Here is a 15,325-nt window from a genome sequence, read left to right as displayed (position 1 = left end):
TGCCCCAGCCCATGTCCGCCATTGCAAGTACGGAACTGGTGCGCCAGAAAAACAGCCTGTCGGTGATGGCGGCGCTGCGCCTGCACGGCAGCCTTTCCCATACCGACATGTCGTCTTTCACCGGGCTTGCCTCCGCAACCGTCTCCGCCATCACCACCGAACTTGAGCGGGCCGGTCTCATTCTGCGGAAAGAGCAGCTCGCGACTGCCGGCCGCGGCCGGCCACGCATTCTCTTCGGCCCGCGCGGCGCTTTCTGCCATGTCGCCATCGTCATCATCTCTTCCGACAGCGTGCAATATTCGTTGGTCGATTATGCCGGCAAGCTGGTGGACCGCTTCACCGAACAGAGGATTGCGGCTGAGAAAGGCACATTCGGCGGCGCGATCCTCGCCGGCCTCGCAAGACTTGCCGATCGCTCGCGCATCGACCGGCACGATATTCTCCAGGTCTCGATCAGCAGCAAGGGGCTGGTGGATGCGGCCGCGGCAACACTTGTCTGGTCGCCGGTTCTCGGTGACGAAAGGATCGATTTCCAGCGGCTCGTTTCCGGGGACGGCCGCATTCGCGTGACGCTGAACAACGAGACGCTGTTGGCCGCAAAAGCCATCTGGATGCGGGAGCAGGCAAAAGAAAACCCGGCGCCGGAGGCCCTCGTCACCCTGTCGCTCGGCCACAGCATCGGCCTTGGCATCGCCCGCTCGACGGGCGGCGCAATCGAGGTCAGTGCCCCCAATTTCGGCCATATGCTGCATCTGGCCGACGGCGCGCTGTGCCGTTGCGGCACCACAGGCTGCATCGAGGCCTATTCCGGGTTTTACGCCATACTGCGTTCTGCTTTCGAAGCCCCGCCGCAGGCGGAACCGGCGAAATTCGTGCCGATCGCCGAGGTGGACAAGATCGCCGCCTCGGCCCGCACCGGCGCCCGCATGGCGCGGTTCGCCTTCCGCACCGCCGGACTTGCGCTCGGCAACGGCCTTTCACGCCTCTTCAGCCTGCATGGCCATATGCCGGTCTTCATCACCGGCCCCGGCACCCGCTATTTCGATCTTCTGGAAAGCGGCCTGCGCGACGGTCTGGCGCAATCGCAGGCGGTGCGTTTCGGCGGCATGCCGAAAATCGCCATAGCGCCCAACGAGCCGGAACTGGTGTTCGAAGGGCATATGGAACACGCGCTTTCAGCCGCCGACGACTATATCCTGAGCGCCGACGGCCCGGAGAGGCCGGCGAAGAGTTCCGGGAGCTGACGGGGCAACCGGCGCATTTTCAGGCCCGCTCCGCCACCGCTTCGGCCTTTTGCCCGCCACCCATCAACACAGCCACGAACTCGTCGAGACCGGCGGCCTCGTCCTTGTTCAGGCGCAGGCCCTGTTTCGTGCGCCGCCAGAGAATGTCCTCGGCCGCACAGGCCCATTCGTGCTCAACCAGCCAGCGCACCTCGCATTCATAAAGCGTGCCGCCGAAATGCCGGCCGAGGCCGGAGACATCGGTAGCGCTGCCCAACAGTTCCGCCGCCTTGGTGCCGTAGTTTCTGACAAGTCGCTCGGCATGGCGTCCGTCAAGGAAGGGATAACGGGAGACAAGCGCCTGCACCTGCGCCTCATATCTTTGGGCACCGAAATCGCCGCCGGGAAGATGCGAGCCCGCCGTCCACGGCTTACCCTTTTCGCCAATCGCCGCACCGATCTTTTCCAGCGCATGTTCCGCCAGCCGCCGATAGGTGGTGAGCTTGCCGCCGAAAATATTGAGGAGCGGCGCTTCGCCTTCCCCCTCTTCCACTTTCAGCACATAATCGCGCGTCGCTTCCTGCGCTTTCGAAGCGCCGTCATCAAATAGCGGGCGCACGCCGGAATAGGTCCAGACGATATCTTCCGGCCGAACCGGCTCACTGAAATAGTCGCTGGCCGCATTGCAGAGATAGGAAATCTCCTCCTCGGAGATGCGAACGCTGGCCGGATCGCCCTTGTAATCGCGGTCCGTGGTGCCGATCAGCGTGAAATCGCGCTCATAGGGGATGGCGAAGATGATGCGGTTATCCAGATTCTGGAAGAAGTAGGCGCGCGGATCGGAGAACTTCCTGCGCACAATGATGTGGCTGCCCTGCACGAGCCGGACATTATGCACGTCGTTGCGGCCGAAGACGCCGGAAAGCACCTTGTCCACCCAGGGACCGGCGGCATTCACCAGCATGCGCGCTTTATGTGTCTCCGCACGTCCAGTTTTTTCGTCCAGCGTCTCGATGAGCCACAGCTCGCCTTCGCGCCGTGCGGAAACGACCCGCGTGCGGTTCATGATCGTCGCGCCGCGATTGGCCGCGTCGCGCGCATTGAGGACCACGAAACGGGCATCATCCACCCAGCCGTCGGAATATTCGAAAGCCCTGGCGAAAGCCGGCTTCAGCGGCTTGCCCGCCGGGTCCTTGCGAAGATCGAGCGTGCGGGTCGCCGGCAAAAGCTTGCGGCCACCGAGATTGTCATAAAGAAACAGGCCGAGCCGGACCATCCAGGCCGGGCGCACACCGCCTTTCTGGATGGGCAGGACGAAACGCATGGGCCAGATGACATGCGGGGCCATGGCCCAGAGGATTTCCCGCTCCATCAGCGCTTCGCGCACCAGACGAAACTCGTAATGTTCAAGGTAACGCAGGCCGCCATGAATGAGCTTGGTGGCGGCGGAAGACGTACCGGAAGCGAAATCGCCCTTTTCCGCAAGCGCCACGGAATAGCCCCTGCCCACGGCATCGCGGGCAATGCCGCAGCCATTGATGCCGCCGCCGATGACAAAAAGATCGAAAATATTCTCGCCGGACATAGAGCCTCCACGACAGCGTCGGGGATCGCGTCCCCATCGTTGAAAGACAATTGCCATAAAAACGAAAACAAAACGAATGTCAAAAGAAAACAAACGAAACACGTTCCGGCAAAGGCGAACGGCCGCTGCGCGCCGTCCACCGTATGGCCAGCCTCTTACGGGGTCTGTGTTTCAGCCGTATGTCTGGGAAACCTGCTCAAGCTCATAGAGCACGCCGCCCATATCCTTCGGGTGCAGGAAAAGAACGGGATTGCCATGCGCGCCGATCTTCGGCTCGCCATCACCCAGAATTCGAACGCCCTTTTTGACGAGATCGTCGCGCGCCGCGACAATGTCAGGCACTTCGAAGCAGAGATGGTGCGTGCCGCCGCCCGGATTTCTCTCGAGAAAAGCGGCAATCGGCGAATTTTCGCCGAGCGGATAAAGAAGCTCGATCTTGGTATTGTCAGCCTGAATGAAAACCACCGTCACACCGTGTTCAGGCAGGGATTGCGGTTCCGAGACATCTGCGCCCAGCGCCCTGTAACGGGCAATGGCGGCATTAAGATCGGGCACCGCGATGGCGACGTGATTCAATCTTCCGAACATGGCCGTCTTTCCCTCACGCGTTGCGCCTGACGCCTTCGAGCAGGTCGAGCACCTTGTTCGCAGCATCCATGACATTGGTGCCGGGGCCGAAAATCGCCGAGACACCGTGGTCGAGCAGGAACTGATAATCCTGCCGAGGAATGACGCCGCCCACGACGACGATGATGTCTTCCGCGCCCTTCTGTTTCAGCGCCTCGACCAGCTGCGGCGCCAGCGTCTTGTGACCGGCGGCGAGTGACGACATGCCGACCACATGCACCCGGTTCTGGACGGCGAGATCGGCCGCCTCGACGGGTGTCTGAAACAGGGGCCCGGCCAGCACATCGAAACCGATATCGCCAAAGGCGGAGGCGATGACCTTCGCGCCGCGATCATGCCCGTCCTGCCCGAGCTTGGCGACCATGATGCGCGGCTTGGTGCCGATCCTCTCAGCCACACCGGAAAGCCGGGCGGCAAGCGTGGCAAGTTCCGGCTCGTCCTTATAGGCCTCGCCGTAAATATCGCTCACCACCTCCGGCACGGCGGCATGGTCGCCGAAGGCCGCACGCAGCGCATCGGAAATCTCTCCCACCGTGGCGCGGGCGCGGGCGGCAACAACCGCGGCTTCGAGAATATTGCCCTTGCCGCTGCGGGCGATCTCGGAAAGCGCTGCCAAAGCGGCGGTCACGTCCTTGCCATCGCGGCGGCGGCGCGTTTCTTCGATGCGGCGGATTTGCGCGGCCCGCACGGCGGCGTTATCGATATCGAGAACATCGATATCCTCTTCATTTTCGAGACGGTAACGGTTGACGCCGACGATGACCTCCTCGCCCTTGTCCACCGCCGCCTGGCGGCGTGTCGCCGCCTCCTCGATCAATCGTTTCGGCAGGCCTTCGGCCACGGCTTTTGTCATGCCGCCCAGCGCCTCCACCTCCTCGATCAGCGCCCAGGCCTTCTCAGCCAGCTCATCGGTCAGGCTTTCGACATAATAAGAGCCAGCCAGCGGGTCGACAACCTTCGTGACGCCGGTTTCATGCTGCAGGATGAGCTGGGTATTGCGGGCGATGCGGGCGGAGAACTCCGTCGGCAGCGCAATCGCCTCATCGAAGGAATTGGTGTGCAGCGACTGCGTGCCGCCGAGCACGGCGGACATGGCTTCAAAGGCGGTGCGGACGATGTTGTTATAGGGATCCTGCTCCTGCAGCGAGACGCCGGACGTCTGGCAATGGGTACGTAGCATCAGCGACGACGCCTTCTGCGGCTTGAACTCCTCCATGATGCGCGACCAGAGCAGGCGCGCGGCGCGCAGCTTGGCAGCCTCCATGAAGAAATTCATGCCGATGGCGAAAAAGAACGACAGGCGCCCGGCGAAATCATCGACATTCAGCCCCTTGGCCAGCGCCGCCCGCACATATTCGCGACCATCCGCCAGCGTGAAGGCCAGCTCCTGCACGAGCGTCGCGCCCGCTTCCTGCATGTGATAGCCGGATATGGAGATGGAGTTGAATTTCGGCATCTCCTTCGCCGTATATTCGATGATATCGGCAATGATCCGCATCGAGGGTTCCGGCGGATAGATATAGGTATTGCGGACCATGAACTCCTTGAGGATATCGTTCTGAATGGTGCCGGAAAGGGCGGCGCGGGGCACACCCTGTTCTTCCCCCGCAACGATGAAACTGGCGAGCACCGGAATGACCGCGCCGTTCATGGTCATGGACACCGAGACTTTTTCGAGCGGAATGCCATCGAACAGGATTTTCATGTCCTCGACGCTGTCGATCGCCACGCCCGCCTTACCGACATCGCCCTCCACACGCGGATGATCGCTGTCATAACCGCGATGGGTGGCGAGATCGAAGGCAACCGAAACACCCTGCTGGCCGGCGGCGAGCGCCTTGCGGTAAAAGGCGTTCGAGGCTTCGGCCGTGGAAAAACCGGCATATTGGCGGATCGTCCAGGGCCGGCCGGCATACATGGTCGCACGCGGGCCGCGCGTGAAAGGCGAAAAGCCCGGCAGGCTGTCCAGATGGGAAATCTTCTGCAGATCGTCAGCGGTATAGAGCGGCTTGACCTCGATGCCTTCAGGCGTGTGCCAGACGAGCGTTTCCGGTGAACGCTTCAGCTCTTTCTCTGCAAGCTGCAGCCAATCCCGCACCGTTTTTTCACCCGACATGCATCTCTCCCCTTCTGCATTTCATTTTAGCACTGTGGCCGGTGATCGTGACGAAAATCGAACGATCCGCCCGCAGGTCCGACCCCGTAAACCGCTCCGACCCACATGCGTTCCGGAAAAACGGCAGCGGCCATCACTCGAATTCGAGGATCACTTCATCCACCGCGAGGCTGTCGCCCGGTTTTGCCGCCACTCTGGCAACGCGGCCGCGTTTTTCCGCGCGCAGAATGTTTTCCATCTTCATGGCCTCCACCGTCGCCAGCGCCTGCCCGGCCTCCACCTCATCGCCCTCACCCACCGAAATACCGGTGATGACGCCCGGCATCGGGCAAAGCAGCAGTTTCGATGTATCCGGCGGCAGTTTTTCCGGCATCAGCAGCGCCAGTTCCGCCACACGCGGGCTGCGCACATGGGCACGAATATCCATGCCGCACCAGCGCAGGCGGATCGCAGCACCTGCTAGATCGACCTTGGCGGCGATAACCTCACCCGCGACCGTGAACAGGCCGAGGCTCTGGCCGGGAAGCCAGCCGGTATCGACGCTGAGCGCCGCGCCGTCTTCAAAACGGACCGCCGTACCATCCGTGCCGGTTTCAACGCTGACCCTGTGACGGGATGCGCCAAACGACACCACCCAGTCCTGACCGACGATGCGGCGGTGATTGCCGATGGTGCCGGAAATTTCGACCGCGCGGCTCTGCAGCCGCTGATGGATGATGGCGGCGATGGCGGAAAGCTGGCGCGCCGTGGCCTCATCCGGTTCCACGCCGGAAAATCCTTCCGGAAATTCTTCCGCGATAAAGCCCGTCGTCAGGCGACCGGCGCGGAAACGCTCATGCTGCATGACGGCCGACAGGAAGGGCAGATTATGGCCGATACCCTCCACCTCGAAACGATCCAGCGCCTGCCCCATGGCGTCGATGGCGGTTTCACGATCCTTGCCCAGAGCGCACAGCTTGGCGATCATCGGATCGTAATACATCGAAATCTCGCCGCCTTCGAAGACGCCGGTATCGTTGCGGATAACCGTTCCGTTCTCCTGCGCACCTTCCTGCGGCGGGCGATATCGCGTCAGCCGGCCGATGGAGGGCAGGAAGTTGCGATAGGGATCTTCTGCATAAAGCCGGCTTTCAATCGCCCAGCCGTTCAGCTTCACGTCCGCCTGCCCGAAGGAGAGCTTTTCTCCTGATGCCACACGGATCATCTGTTCGACCAGATCGATGCCGGTGATGAGTTCCGTGACCGGATGCTCCACCTGCAGGCGGGTGTTCATTTCCAGAAAGTAGAAATTCCTCTCGCCATCGACGATGAATTCCACCGTGCCGGCCGAATGGTAACCGACCGCTCTCGCCAGCGCCACGGCTTGCTCGCCCATGGCTTTGCGGGTCGCTTCGTCCAGAAAGGGCGATGGGGCTTCCTCGATGACCTTCTGGTTACGGCGCTGGATCGAGCATTCGCGTTCACCCAGATAAAGTGTGTTGCCGTGCTTGTCGCCCAGCACCTGAATTTCAATGTGGCGCGGCTGGGTGACGAATTTTTCGATGAATATCCGGTCGTCGCCGAAGGAGGACTTCGCCTCGTTCTTCGAGGACTGGAAACCCTCGCGTGCCTCGGTGTCGTTCCAAGCGATGCGCATGCCCTTGCCGCCACCGCCAGCGGATGCCTTGATCATCACCGGATAGCCGATTTCGGCCGCGATCTTCACCGCCTCGTCGGCATCGGTAATCAGGCCCATATGACCGGGCACGGTGGAAACACCCGCTTCTGCCGCGAGCTTCTTGGAAGTGATCTTGTCACCCATCGCCTTGATGGCACCGACCGGCGGACCAATAAAGGTCACGCCCGCCTTTTCCAGCGCCGCGGCGAAGGCGGCATTTTCGGAGAGAAAACCGTAACCCGGATGCACGGCATCCGCCCCGGTCTTCGCGATTGCCTCAAGAATCTTGTCGATGACGATATAGGACTGCGATGAGGGGGCCGGGCCGATATGAACGGCCTCATCCGCTTGTCTCACATGCAGCGCATTGGCATCCGCATCCGAATAGACCGCGACAGTGGCGATGCCCATCTTCTTCGCCGTCTTGATGACCCGGCAGGCGATCTCGCCGCGATTGGCGATGAGGATTTTCTTGATCATGCGGTTATTCTCCCCTCGCATCGTCATCATCGTCGCGGAATTTCTTTTCATAGGGCATCATCAGGATCGCCGAGGCAGTGGCGGCCGCGCCGAACAGGGATGCAATGGGCATGACGACCAGCAGCACGGGCACGACCGGATTTGCGGCGCGGCCGATGCGCGCGCCCAAACCGCCAATGTCGAGAAAGATCAGCGCTGCACCGACGCAGACGCCGATCAGCACGCCGACCGCCGCATTGAGCGCCATGAAACGCAACATTTGCCGATGATCGAGCCGGGCGGCTTCCGGCGTCATCTTTGGCTTCGGATCACGACTGCCGGATGCCCTGCCTGCGTTGCCACCGCGGCGTTGCCTCAGCCAGCGTCGCAGCCATTGCAGGTCCATATGGAGTATGTCGACAATCATGCTCCTCCTCCCCCCTCAGGAAAAATGTCGCCGCCTGCCCTCAAATCTCGAAGAAATTCTCGAAGGATTCCGGGAAGTTCTGCCGCGCAACGCGCTCGTCAATCACCAGCATCGCCTGATAGGAAAGCGGATCGAAATTCTTCTCCGCCGGCACGACCTCGCGGCCGAAGAGCAGGTTGAGGCGGGCGGCGTCGAGATTGCCGCGCTCGAAGGGCTCGGCACCGAAATGATGCCAGAGCGAGTGCAGGAAGGCGGCATCGATGCGATGCTCCTTGGTGTCGTTGCGCGCCCGGCGGGGTATCATCTTGATAGGCGTTACCCCTTTGGGGTTGGCGCGGCGGATGGTGAACTGGACACCCGTGCTCGGCATGCCGGAGGGAAATCCCTTGTGTTTGGTCATTTCGGGCAGGTTCGCCATCTTTTGTCCTTCCAGAACATTTCCAGTAAAAGCTGCCTTGCTTTTACGTCCGGAAATGCGTCAATTCAAATAGTTAGAGCGCTTTTGGCGCTCTAATCTTTCCTTATGCCCTGCCGATCTTGTCCTCAGTCTTCGTCTCGAAGTCGGAGGCATCGTGGCGTTCATGCAATTGTTCAGACGGATCGCCCGAGGTCTTGTTGACGATCACGCCACGCTTGACCGCCGGGCGTTCGCCGATTTCGAGCGTCCAGCGCATGACGTGTCTGTAACCGTCGGCTTCAAGGAACGCACCGGCATCGCCATAGGCCTGGCCGAGCGCGATCTTGCCATACCACGGCCAGACGGCCATGTCGGCGATCGTATATTCCGAACCCGCCAGATAGCGGTTTTCAGCCAAATGCCGGTCCAGCACGTCGAGCTGGCGTTTGACTTCCATGGCGTAGCGGTCGATGGCGTATTTGATCTTCACCGGCGCATAGGCATAAAAATGGCCGAAACCACCACCGAGGAAGGGGGCGGAGCCCATCTGCCAGAACAGCCAGTTCAGCGCCTGCGTGCGGGCATTGCCCTCTTTCGGCAGGAAGGCGCCGAATTTTTCCGCGAGGTAAACGAGGATCGAGCCGCTTTCGAAAACGCGCGTCGGCTCAGGCGTCGAGTGATCCATCAGCGCCGGGATCTTGGAATTCGGATTGACGCCGACGAAACCGGAACCGAACTGGTCGCCTTCGCCGATCTTGATCAGCCAGGCATCATAGTCTGCGCCCTTGTGGCCGGCGGCCAGCAATTCTTCCAGCATGATGGTGACCTTCTGGCCATTCGGCGTCGCCAGCGAATAAAGCTGCAGCGGATGCTTGCCGACCGGCAGTTCCTTTTCATGGGTGGGACCGGCAATCGGGCGGTTGATATTGGCGAACTGGCCGCCATTGCCCTTGTCCCAGGTCCAGACCTTGGGCACCTCATATCCGGCGGGGAAATTATCTGCGGAGGAATTTTCGGCCATGAAAATGTGTCCTTGTGCGTTTCGGGAGGACATCCGGACATCCGGGCGCCTGAACAAACATATAGTAAGGTGGCCGAAGCATTTTTCCAGTCTCAGAGCGGAATAGTGTCGTGTTTCTTCCAGCGGGTTTCCACGCTCTTGTTACGCAGCGACGCGAAGGCGCGGGCGATGCGGCGGCGCGAGGAATGCGGCATGATGACCTCATCGATGAAACCGCGTTCCGCCGCCACGAAGGGGTTGGCGAAACGCTCTTCATATTCCTTCGTGCGCGCGGCGATCTTTTCCGGATCGGCAAGCTCGGAGCGATAGAGGATTTCCGCCGCACCCTTCGCGCCCATCACGGCGATTTCCGCCGTCGGCCAGGCGTAATTCACATCCGCGCCGATATGTTTGGAGGCCATCACGTCATAAGCGCCGCCATAGGCCTTGCGGGTGATCAGGGTCACCATCGGCACCGTCGCTTCCGAGTAGGCGAAGAGAAGTTTCGCGCCGTGCTTGATGACACCGCCATATTCCTGTGCGGTGCCGGGCAGGAAACCCGGCACATCCACCAGCGTCAGCAGCGGGATGTTGAAGGCATCGCAGAAGCGCACGAAACGGGCGGCCTTGCGCGAACTGTCGATATCAAGGCAGCCGGCCAGCACCATCGGCTGATTGGCGACAACGCCCACCGTCTGACCTTCGAGGCGGATGAAGCCGGTGATGATGTTGCGGGCAAAGGCCTCCTGCAACTCGAAGAAATCGCCCTCGTCGGCCAGCGCGTGGATCAGTTCCTTCATGTCATAGGGCTTGTTGGAACTATCAGGGATCAGCGTATCGAGACGTGCTTCCAGCCGCGCCGGATCGTCGTGGAACGGGCGCGCCGGCGGCTTTTCGCGATTGTTCAGCGGCAGGAAATCGAACAGCAGCCGCACATGTTCCAGCGTCTCGATGTCGTTTTCATAAGCGCCGTCGGCGACAGAGGATTTTTTCGTGTGTGTGGAGGCTCCGCCCAGTTCTTCGGCTGTGACGATCTCGTTCGTCACGGTCTTCACCACATCCGGCCCGGTCACGAACATGTAGGAGGTATCACGCACCATGAAGATGAAATCGGTCATAGCAGGCGAATAAACCGCACCGCCGGCACAAGGCCCCATGATGACGGAAATCTGCGGCACGACGCCGGAGGCGACGACATTGCGCTTGAACACATCGGCATAACCGCCAAGCGAGGTCACGCCTTCCTGAATACGCGCGCCGCCGGAATCATTGAGACCGATCACCGGCGCGCCGTTGCGCACCGCCATATCCATGATCTTGCAGATTTTCTGGGCATGGGTTTCCGAGAGCGAACCGCCAAGCACGGTGAAATCCTGCGAAAACACATAGACCTGCCGGCCATTGATGGTGCCCCAGCCGGTGACGACACCGTCACCCGCCACCTTCTGCTCCGCCATGCCGAAATCCACCGCCCGGTGGGTGACGTACATGTCATACTCTTCGAAGGAACCTTCATCCAGGAGCACGTCGATACGCTCGCGCGCCGTCAGCTTGCCCTTGCCATGCTGCGCCTCGATCCGCTTGACGCCACCGCCGAGCCGCGCCTCAGCGCGCCGCGTTTCCAATTGCTCCAGAATGCCAGGCATGTTTCCTCCATGCGTTGTGCCACGATCAATAGCCCAGAAAACATTCGCCAAGAAGCCTTGATCGTGCGCGTATGCGTGCCATAAATATTTGCAATGTTTAATTTTGCAAAGTTGCAACATGGCGACGGAAAAACTCTTCATCGGCCGCAAGGTTCGCGGCCTTCGCGAAAACGCCCGCGCCACGCAGGCGCAATTCGCCGAACGGCTCGGCATTTCCGCGAGCTACCTGAACCAGATCGAGAATAACCAGCGCCCGGTTTCGGCCAGCGTTCTGGTGACGCTGGTGGAAAAATTCCAGCTCGACATGGCGGAACTGGCGACCGGTGAAAGCGACCGGCTGGTTTCCGCCGTGCGCGAGGCGCTGAAAGACCCGCTGTTCCTGAACTACGAGCCGGGGCTTCAGGAGTTGAAGCTGATTGCCCAGAACGCGCCGGGTTTTGCCCATGCACTGCTGCGCGCCCATCAGGCCTATCGCCAGAACAGCGAGCAGCTGGTGCAGCTGGATGACCGGCTGGGCCGCGGCACCGCACAGGTGGAAAGAACCCCCTATGAGGAGGTGCGCGACTTCTTCCACTTCGTCGACAATTACGTCGCCGAGATCGATCTTCTGGCCGAGGAGCTGGCGGAAGAACTGGAGATAGAAGGCGGCGAGACCTATGGCATTCTGGCGGCGCATCTGAAGAGCCGCTACGGCATCCATATCACCCGAACCGAGGCGGCCGGCGGTCTGATCCGGCACTTCGATCCTGCCGGCAAGACGCTCGCCCTCAGCTCCTACATGGCCGCGCCGACCCGCTGTTTTCAGCTTGCATTGCAGATCGCCCAGCTTCACGCCGGTGCGACGGTGGACAGGGTGCTGGCCGGCGCCGGTTTCCGCAATGCGGAAGCTGCGGAAATCTGTCGTATCGGGCTGCACAATTATTTCGCCGCAGCCCTCATCCTGCCCTATGGCCGCTTTCACCGGGCGGCGCAGGAACTGCGCCACGATCTCGAGCTTCTCGCCGTGCGTTTCGGCGCGAGCCTTGAGCAAGTGGCCCACCGGCTGAGCACCTTGCAACGGCCGGGCATGAAGGGCGTGCCGATCTTTTTCGCCAAGATCGACCGCGCCGGCAACATCACCAAACGCCACAGCGCCACGCGGCTGCAATTTGCCCGTTTCGGGGCGGCCTGTCCGCTGTGGAATATCCATCAGGCCTTCGAAAGCTCCGACAGGATCGTGCGGCAACTGGCGGAAACGCCGGACGGCGTGCGCTATCTTTCCATCGCCACGCAGATCGAAAAGGCCGGCGCCGGTTTCAACACGGAGAGACCGCGTTATGCCATCGCGCTCGGCTGCGAAATTTCACACGCGCAGAATTTCGTTTATGCCGATACGCTCGATCTCGGCAATGCGGCCTCCTTCAAACCGATCGGCATTTCCTGTCGGGTCTGCGAGAGGGTGGATTGCGTGCAACGCGCCGTGCCGCCGCTGAAACGCAAGCTGCATTTCGATCATCTTTCGCGCGGAGCCCTGCCCTACAGTATCGCCGATTTTTAACCCCGTTCAGGGCAGCGGCACCATGGCGCGCCGCATGATGTTAGCGTAGTAGCCCCAGAAAAGCCGCGCGGCCACGGAGCGCCATGGCGACCAGAGCGCCGCGCGCTCCGCCAGCCACTTCGCCTCCGGCCTGACCTCCAGGGCAAGCGCATGAGCCACCGCCGATCTCAGCGCCACATCGCCGACCGGAAAAATATCCGGGTGCCCGCCGCAGAACATCAGATAGACCTCCGCCGTCCACGGGCCGATACCGCGAAGCGCAACCAGCTCGGAAAGGGCCGCGCGTCCCTCCTTGCGCACCACGCCGTCAAGATCGATCTTCCCTTCCGTGACGGCGCGCGCCAGCCCTTCCAGCGTCGTCGCCTTGGCCCGCGAAAGGCCGAAAGTGGCGCGCAATTCCTCCGATGCGCCGAGATAATTTTCCGCCGTGACCGCGCCGCCGGTGCCGGCAAGGATACGCGCCCATATGGCATTGGCGCTGGCGCGCGACACCATCTGCGAGACGACGATGTGGGCAAGGCCGGAAAAGCCGGGCTCATGAATGCGCAGTTCCAGCGGACCGGCTTTTTCGATGACGAGGCCGAGAGCCGGATCGAGGTGGGCGAGATGCTCCAGCCCTTCGCTGATGTCGTCCATCCCGGTAATGATTTTCATGTCCGTCATTCCATATGCCGCTAGCCGGCTGGTAGGGTGCTTTAAAACATGGCAGAAGAAACCATGCCTTCGCCTCTCCGTCAAAAACCGGTTTACCGTTTCGCACCAAGCCCCAATGGCCTGCTGCATCTCGGCCACGCGCTTTCCGCTTTCCTGAACCACGATATGGCGCGGGAAAATGGCGGCCGCTTTCTGCTGCGTATCGAGGATATCGACCAGACACGCTGCACCCCGGAGCTGGAACAGGCGATCTATGATGACCTTGGCTGGCTGGGTCTCGACTGGGAGAACCCGGTGCGGCGGCAATCGGAGCATTTCGAAGAGTACCGCGTGGCGCTGGACAGGCTGATCGAGGCAGGACTTGCTTACCCTGCCTTTCTGAGCCGTGGAGAAACCAAGGCAATCGTTCGTACTTTCGAGGCGGAGGGCGGGTTGTGGCCCCGCGATCCCGATGGCGCGCCGCTTTACCCGGCCATCGACCGGGAGAGGCCAAGGGCGGAGCGGGATGCGCTGCTCGCCTCCGGCCGTCCGCACGCCTGGCGGCTCGACATGGAAAAGGCGATCCACGCCGCCGGTATCCCCCTGTTCTGGCAGGAAAGCGGCGACGGCGAGACGGGACAAATCGAGGCCCTGCCAGCGCTTTGGGGCGATGTGGTGCTGTCGCGTTCCGACGCGCCTTCGAGCTATCACCTTTCCGTTGTGGTGGATGACGCGTTGCAGGGCATAACGCATGTGGTGCGCGGCATGGATCTCTATCACGCCACCGCCATTCACCGGCTGTTGCAACACCTGCTGGACCTGCCGCAACCGGCCTATCATCATCACCGGCTGATCTTGGGCGCGGACGGGCGCAAGCTCTCGAAAAGCGAAGGCAGCACCGGGCTTTCCGCCCTTCGTTCGGAAGGTGCTGCGCCCTCAGATATCCGCCGGCTTGTCGGTCTCCTCTAGCGCCTGCCCGCGGCGCGCGCCGTTGCCGCCGATATTGCGGCGGATGATCTGCCGGACCTTGTATTTCATCAGCGCGGCATTCACCTCCGCTCCGAGCATGAAGATGACGCCGACCATGTAAAGAAACACCAGCACCACCATCACCGAGGCGAGACCGGCATAGGTGGCGGCATAATTGGCGAAGGTGGAGAGATAATAGGCGAAGATCGCCGCACCGATGACCCAGAAGATCATCGTCAGGAGAATGCCCGGCCAGACATCCCAGATGCGGCGCTTGCCGGCCGGAAGCCACAGATGCGCCGCCACCAGCCCCGCCGTCAGCACGACGATGGTGCCATAGAGACCGAGGCTGGAGACGGTGTTCAGAACATCCGTCAGCCAGGGAAACTTCTCCTCCGCAAAGGACATGGCGACCGGCACCGCAACAAGCACGATACTGATGCCGGTGAAGACCACAACGGCGATCAGCACATAAAGCAGGCTGAGCAGGCGGGTGACATACCACCAGCGCGTTTCGGTGACACGATAGGCGCGGTTCAATGAAATGCGCAGCGCCTCGACACCATTGGACGCAAAATAGGCGGCCGCCAGCACCGAAATCGTCAGCAGCCCGCCGCGCGGAATGGTCAGCACCTGCTGCACCTGCGCCGCCAGCGGCCCGGCAATCGCTTCCGGCCAGGTGTCGAAAATCAGATGCACCGCCGTTTCGGAAAACTGGTCCGCCCCCAGAAAACCGGCAAGAGCCGTGCCGAAGATCAGGAACGGAAACAGGGCCAGCAGGATCGACAGCGCCATATGGCTCGCCATCGCCCAGCCGTCATCCTCGGCGAAATGGGAATAGGCATCGAAGGCAACCTTGCCTGCCAGGCGCACTGCGGCAACCATGTCACCTCCATTCATCGGCATTTCATTTGTAACTTCGAGCCGAATATGGGAAATCAGCTTCGCTTTGTACAGCGCGCAAGCTGGCCTTTCGGTTCCAGAAGGGCACGGATTTCGCGCGATCGGATTTTAACGGGCCGGGCAATCGGGCCAGAACAACAGTCAGT

Annotated in this window: 13 protein-coding genes; 3 read left to right on the top strand and 10 right to left on the bottom strand. The window is 61.4% G+C overall.

The features are described 5' to 3' along the window. Positions 1 to 11: 11 nt before the first annotated feature. Positions 12 to 1,244 carry an ROK family protein gene (locus ACQZ60_RS14245; protein ID WP_448735475.1) on the top strand — a complete coding sequence of 411 codons (1,233 nt, stop codon included), beginning with the start codon at positions 12 to 14 and terminating at the stop codon, positions 1,242 to 1,244. A 19-nt stretch (positions 1,245 to 1,263) separates the two neighbouring features. Here the strand turns inward: ACQZ60_RS14245 and ACQZ60_RS14240 are convergent, their stop codons facing one another. From ACQZ60_RS14240 to ACQZ60_RS14205, 8 genes are all read right to left on the bottom strand, one after another. After that, entirely contained in the window at positions 1,264 to 2,808 is a 1,545-nt protein-coding gene (locus ACQZ60_RS14240) for a glycerol-3-phosphate dehydrogenase (RefSeq protein ID WP_448735474.1), read from the bottom strand. Positions 2,809 to 2,979: 171 nt separating this feature from the next. Beyond that, positions 2,980 to 3,396 carry a methylmalonyl-CoA epimerase gene (mce, locus tag ACQZ60_RS14235; protein WP_262531381.1) on the bottom strand — a complete coding sequence of 139 codons (417 nt, stop codon included), beginning with the start codon at positions 3,394 to 3,396 and terminating at the stop codon, positions 2,980 to 2,982. Between the two features lie 13 nt (positions 3,397 to 3,409). Beyond that, positions 3,410 to 5,551, bottom strand: a complete 2,142-nt coding sequence (gene scpA, locus ACQZ60_RS14230; protein ID WP_020813426.1) for a methylmalonyl-CoA mutase — start codon at positions 5,549 to 5,551, stop codon at positions 3,410 to 3,412. A gap of 133 nt (positions 5,552 to 5,684) precedes the next feature. Further along, positions 5,685 to 7,688 carry an acetyl-CoA carboxylase biotin carboxylase subunit gene (locus tag ACQZ60_RS14225; protein ID WP_020813425.1) on the bottom strand — a complete coding sequence of 668 codons (2,004 nt, stop codon included), beginning with the start codon at positions 7,686 to 7,688 and terminating at the stop codon, positions 5,685 to 5,687. Positions 7,689 to 7,692: 4 nt separating this feature from the next. After that, positions 7,693 to 8,094 (bottom strand): hypothetical protein, encoded by a 402-nt coding sequence (locus tag ACQZ60_RS14220; protein WP_020813424.1) that lies wholly within the window; start codon positions 8,092 to 8,094, stop codon positions 7,693 to 7,695. A gap of 40 nt (positions 8,095 to 8,134) precedes the next feature. After that, complete coding sequence (locus ACQZ60_RS14215; RefSeq protein WP_003520841.1) at positions 8,135 to 8,512, bottom strand: hypothetical protein; 378 nt, start codon at positions 8,510 to 8,512, stop codon at positions 8,135 to 8,137. A 103-nt stretch (positions 8,513 to 8,615) separates the two neighbouring features. After that, positions 8,616 to 9,512: a glutathione-dependent disulfide-bond oxidoreductase gene (gene yghU, locus ACQZ60_RS14210; RefSeq protein WP_448735473.1), complete on the bottom strand. Its 897-nt coding sequence runs from the start codon at positions 9,510 to 9,512 to the stop codon at positions 8,616 to 8,618. A gap of 92 nt (positions 9,513 to 9,604) precedes the next feature. Beyond that, positions 9,605 to 11,137, bottom strand: a complete 1,533-nt coding sequence (locus ACQZ60_RS14205; RefSeq protein ID WP_448735472.1) for an acyl-CoA carboxylase subunit beta — start codon at positions 11,135 to 11,137, stop codon at positions 9,605 to 9,607. A gap of 118 nt (positions 11,138 to 11,255) precedes the next feature. Between ACQZ60_RS14205 and ACQZ60_RS14200 the strand changes: the two genes are divergently transcribed. Beyond that, positions 11,256 to 12,674 (top strand): helix-turn-helix domain-containing protein, encoded by a 1,419-nt coding sequence (locus ACQZ60_RS14200; protein ID WP_080854386.1) that lies wholly within the window; start codon positions 11,256 to 11,258, stop codon positions 12,672 to 12,674. Positions 12,675 to 12,680: 6 nt separating this feature from the next. On the opposite strand, the gene ACQZ60_RS14195 is transcribed toward ACQZ60_RS14200, so the two are convergent. Continuing rightward, positions 12,681 to 13,337, bottom strand: coding sequence for a DNA-3-methyladenine glycosylase family protein (locus tag ACQZ60_RS14195; protein WP_448735471.1), 657 nt, complete (start codon positions 13,335 to 13,337; stop codon positions 12,681 to 12,683). A 39-nt stretch (positions 13,338 to 13,376) separates the two neighbouring features. On the opposite strand from ACQZ60_RS14195, the gene gluQRS reads away from it, so the two are divergent. After that, positions 13,377 to 14,276: a tRNA glutamyl-Q(34) synthetase GluQRS gene (gene gluQRS, locus ACQZ60_RS14190; protein ID WP_448735470.1), complete on the top strand. Its 900-nt coding sequence runs from the start codon at positions 13,377 to 13,379 to the stop codon at positions 14,274 to 14,276. On the opposite strand, the gene ACQZ60_RS14185 is transcribed toward gluQRS, so the two are convergent. Further along, positions 14,244 to 15,161 (bottom strand): YihY/virulence factor BrkB family protein, encoded by a 918-nt coding sequence (locus ACQZ60_RS14185; RefSeq protein ID WP_448735469.1) that lies wholly within the window; start codon positions 15,159 to 15,161, stop codon positions 14,244 to 14,246. The genes gluQRS and ACQZ60_RS14185 overlap by 33 nt on opposite strands. Positions 15,162 to 15,325: the final 164 nt, after the last annotated feature.

Source organism: Agrobacterium sp. 22-223-1, assembly GCF_053522385.1.
This window is presented reverse-complemented; position numbering and strand designations above follow the sequence as displayed.

What these genes read in the sequence shown, in the direction of transcription:
- ACQZ60_RS14225 (WP_020813425.1), bottom strand. Translation starts at nt 7,688, where the DNA reads ATGATCAAGAAAATCCTCATCGCCAATCGCGGCGAGATCGCCTGCCGG.
- mce (WP_262531381.1), bottom strand. Translation starts at nt 3,396, where the DNA reads ATGTTCGGAAGATTGAATCACGTCGCCATCGCGGTGCCCGATCTTAAT.
- ACQZ60_RS14245 (WP_448735475.1), top strand. Translation starts at nt 12, where the DNA reads ATGTCCGCCATTGCAAGTACGGAACTGGTGCGCCAGAAAAACAGCCTG.
- ACQZ60_RS14220 (WP_020813424.1), bottom strand. Translation starts at nt 8,094, where the DNA reads ATGATTGTCGACATACTCCATATGGACCTGCAATGGCTGCGACGCTGG.
- ACQZ60_RS14205 (WP_448735472.1), bottom strand. Translation starts at nt 11,137, where the DNA reads ATGCCTGGCATTCTGGAGCAATTGGAAACGCGGCGCGCTGAGGCGCGG.
- gluQRS (WP_448735470.1), top strand. Translation starts at nt 13,377, where the DNA reads ATGGCAGAAGAAACCATGCCTTCGCCTCTCCGTCAAAAACCGGTTTAC.
- ACQZ60_RS14240 (WP_448735474.1), bottom strand. Translation starts at nt 2,808, where the DNA reads ATGTCCGGCGAGAATATTTTCGATCTTTTTGTCATCGGCGGCGGCATC.
- ACQZ60_RS14185 (WP_448735469.1), bottom strand. Translation starts at nt 15,161, where the DNA reads ATGGTTGCCGCAGTGCGCCTGGCAGGCAAGGTTGCCTTCGATGCCTAT.
- scpA (WP_020813426.1), bottom strand. Translation starts at nt 5,551, where the DNA reads ATGTCGGGTGAAAAAACGGTGCGGGATTGGCTGCAGCTTGCAGAGAAA.
- ACQZ60_RS14200 (WP_080854386.1), top strand. Translation starts at nt 11,256, where the DNA reads ATGGCGACGGAAAAACTCTTCATCGGCCGCAAGGTTCGCGGCCTTCGC.
- ACQZ60_RS14195 (WP_448735471.1), bottom strand. Translation starts at nt 13,337, where the DNA reads ATGACGGACATGAAAATCATTACCGGGATGGACGACATCAGCGAAGGG.
- yghU (WP_448735473.1), bottom strand. Translation starts at nt 9,512, where the DNA reads ATGGCCGAAAATTCCTCCGCAGATAATTTCCCCGCCGGATATGAGGTG.
- ACQZ60_RS14215 (WP_003520841.1), bottom strand. Translation starts at nt 8,512, where the DNA reads ATGGCGAACCTGCCCGAAATGACCAAACACAAGGGATTTCCCTCCGGC.